This window comes from Sulfitobacter sp. HI0129, assembly GCF_001635395.1.
Classification (GTDB): domain Bacteria; phylum Pseudomonadota; class Alphaproteobacteria; order Rhodobacterales; family Rhodobacteraceae; genus Sulfitobacter.
Genome location: NZ_LWGH01000781.1, coordinates 1 through 2,498, shown reverse-complemented (window position 1 = coordinate 2,498; position 2,498 = coordinate 1). Strand labels below are relative to the sequence as shown.

Genomic DNA, 2,498 nt, shown 5'->3' with positions numbered 1-2,498 from the left:
ACGGAACTGGGAAGGTCCCGCTCCGCCTCTACCCCCTTGCGGAACTGGCGCGGATAAACGGCGTGCATCAACCAGTCGCCCAATAGGGGACTGCTGCGAATGATGTTGATCATCCGCCCCGCCGGAACCCGCATTCCGGCAGGTGCGAGCAGTACCAGTTGCTGTATGCGGCCCGGATGTTCGGCGGCGAAGGACGTGGCGATAGCACCGCCCATCGAATAGCCGATGAGGGTGATATCGTCCCCCACGCCCACATGATCCAGCAATTCCCTCAATTGCCGGTGAAAGAACTGTGCGTCCTGCCTCGTTCGGGGGCGATCGGAATAGCCGCGCCCATAGAGGTCATAGACCAAGACACGGCATCCCATCAGCGCGAGGCCACGCGCCAGGCCGCGGTAAACGAAGCTGGGTGTGGTAAGCCCGTGGACGCAGACCACCACAGGGCCGGTTCGCGGCCCGAACCAGTCGTAATGGGTGACCCCCATCGACAGTCTGGCGAAATGACCGGGCGCGTTGCCCCGGACCCGGTCGTCCATGGGGCGGCGGCGGTATTCGGTTGCCAGCGGCGCCGCTGCACCGACGCCCAGCAACAGCCAGAGCCAGCTCACCTGTTCGCCATCCAGCGGTCGAGAATATGCCGGCTGGTCATGAGATCGAGATGCGCGCCCCCGCCATTCTTGAACAGCGTGATTTCGTCGTCCGAACGGCGCTCGAAGGCCGATAGTTCATAGTAGTCGGCCAGAATGTCGTCTTGGGTGATCGTGCCTGCCTGCACCGGTATCTCGATTTCCCCGATATGTCCCAGCGTGGTGGCCCGGCTGTCGACGAAGATACGGGACCGGGTCAGCGCAGCATCATCGGCTTCCCGCATGTCGGGGCGGTAGGCTCCCACCAGATCGAGATGCTGGCCCGGTTTCAGCCACTCCCCCCGGATGAAGGGGTCGGTGGACATGGTGGCGCTGGTGATGATGTCCGCCTCTGCCATGGCGTCCTGGAGGTCGGAGGCGACGGTGACCCCCGGCAGATCGCCCGCCAGCCGTTCCGCATTGGCCTGCGTGCGGTTCCACACGAGAAAGCGCGCATCGGGAAAGGCCGCCGAATAGGCCGCATGCAATCCGCGCGCCTGCGTCCCCGCCCCCAGTATGAGGATGCAGCGGGAATCGGGCCGCGCCAACCGCCGCGCGGCAAGCAGGCTGTCCCCGGCGGTCTTCCACTTTGTCACAAGGTGAAAGTCGATGATCGCGGCCAGCGTGCCGTCCCTGTCTGAATAGAGATTCACGCCGCCATTGACCGCGGGTTTCCCCTGCGCCGCATTGCCGGGGAAGATCGTCGCGGTCTTCACCGCGCTGCCCAACCCGTCGATCCATGCGGCACGGGAAAGGAGCGTGTCTTCCCCACGATACAGAAACGTATCCCCGATTTCCGCGCGGGGCCTTTCGTGACCTTCCGCCAGCGCATCTGACAGCGCGATCCAGTCCAGCAGGCGGTCGCCCGTTTCGAATTCGATGAAGGGGACGGCGCTCATGCGGCTTCCGCAGTGGTGAGGAGCCCTTCCTCCACCAGCCGGTCCGCCCAGCCGCGCGGGCCTTCGAAGTGATGCGTCTTCCACCCCCGTTCCGCCGCCACGCGGATATTGTCCGCCCGGTCATCGGTAAAGATGAGCCGCCCGGGCGCCACGGCGGAGACGGTCTCCACTTCGGCATAAATCGCCGGGTCGGGCTTTATGGTGCCGATGTGGCCCGAAATGAAATCACGGTCGAACCGCCGCAGGAAGGGGTAGTGGCGGGCCGCTAAGTCATAGCTCTGGATACCGAAGTTGGTGAGCGAGAAGACCGGGATCCCCTTGGCCTGCAAGGCTTCCATCAGGCGCAGTGAGTGGCTGATCACGGGGGTGGCCATTTCGATCCAGCGATCGTGCCACATTTCGATCTCTGGCCGCCATTCGGGATGGGCCGCCGCGGTTTCATAGATCGTCTCACGAAAGGGATTGCCGGTATCAACGCGGTCGTTCATCGCGTGCAGGTCCACCGCCCCGAACATCTCGGCCCGCCGTTCTGGCCCGATCTGCGCGTCATAGAATTTTTCTGGCTGCCATTCGATCAATACGTTGCCGATGTCGAAGACCACTGCTTCTGGCCGCATTTTCATTCCTTCTGCCTCGCCAATCAGGCAAGGGTGTCATGCTGTTTTCCTAGTGAAACCGGTTCAGCCGCGCATCGCTGCACGCAGTTCCCGTTCGAGCGCGTTCAGGAAACGGGAGCGGTCGGCCTTTGTAAAGCCCTTGCCCCCGCCCTGACGGAACGGATCCGCCGCGCGCAGGTCCGCCATCAGGTCACGTGTAGCGAGTGCATTGCCCACATTGGCGGCGGTGAGGGGGGCGCCGTCGTGCTTCAGAACCCGGGCACCCGCTTCGACGCAACGGGCCGCGAGCGGGATGTCCCCCGTTATCACCACGTCACCGGGCCCGCAGCGCTCGGCGATCCACATGTCTGCCACAT

At 64.0% G+C, this 2,498-nt stretch carries 4 protein-coding genes; all 4 read right to left on the bottom strand.

What is annotated here, in order from left to right; genetic code table 11:
* Positions 1–608 (bottom strand): alpha/beta fold hydrolase (locus A3764_RS19030; RefSeq protein WP_236628252.1); only part of this gene is annotated, 608 nt, incomplete at its 3' end.
* Positions 605–1,525 (bottom strand): ornithine cyclodeaminase family protein, encoded by a 921-nt coding sequence (locus A3764_RS19025; RefSeq protein ID WP_067926665.1) that lies wholly within the window; start codon positions 1,523–1,525, stop codon positions 605–607. The genes A3764_RS19025 and A3764_RS19030, both read right to left, overlap by 4 nt.
* Positions 1,522–2,142 (bottom strand): HAD family hydrolase, encoded by a 621-nt coding sequence (locus A3764_RS19020; protein WP_067926669.1) that lies wholly within the window; start codon positions 2,140–2,142, stop codon positions 1,522–1,524. Before A3764_RS19020 ends, A3764_RS19025 begins: the two co-directional genes overlap by 4 nt.
* Before the next feature lie 63 nt (positions 2,143–2,205).
* A partial coding sequence (locus A3764_RS19015; RefSeq protein ID WP_150122300.1) for a DUF188 domain-containing protein occupies positions 2,206–2,498 on the bottom strand: 293 nt, incomplete at its 5' end.

Bases quoted from the DNA above. Each gene is read 5' to 3' on its own strand.
- A3764_RS19025 (WP_067926665.1), bottom strand. From the start codon at position 1,525: ATGAGCGCCGTCCCCTTCATCGAATTCGAAACGGGCGACCGCCTGCTG.
- A3764_RS19020 (WP_067926669.1), bottom strand. From the start codon at position 2,142: ATGCGGCCAGAAGCAGTGGTCTTCGACATCGGCAACGTATTGATCGAA.